The 360-nt window shown below is 68.9% G+C and carries 1 pseudogene; it reads left to right on the forward strand.

The features are described from left to right. Nucleotides 1-360 (forward strand): annotated as a pseudogene (locus SB772_RS39470) (hypothetical protein); the annotation flags it as partial.

Raw genomic sequence — 360 nt, forward strand, 5'->3', positions numbered from 1 at the left:
GTCGTGCCCGAGCGCTTCCAGGAAATGGCGAGCCGCGGCCTCGAACTCGGCGAAAACCGCATTCTCGCGGGCATGCATTCGCCGCTCGACGTGATCGGCGGCCGCATGTTCGCGCTCGCCGCCACGGCCGCGAATCTCTACGATCCGGCCAACGCGACGCTCAAGAGCGCGGCCTGGACGCAGGCGCACAGCGCGCTGATGCAGGCCACGAGCACCGACGCGACGAGCTTCGCCGCCTACGCGCATTCGGGCACCACGACGACCGACCGCTTCGCCGACTACGCGACCAACAAAACGGAGTTCGCGCGCCGCATGACCTTCGGCTTTGCGCCGATCGAATCGACCGACGCGCCGCCCGTC

The sequence above is a fragment of the Paraburkholderia sp. SIMBA_030 genome (assembly GCF_046535245.1).
Classification (GTDB): Bacteria; Pseudomonadota; Gammaproteobacteria; order Burkholderiales; family Burkholderiaceae; genus Paraburkholderia.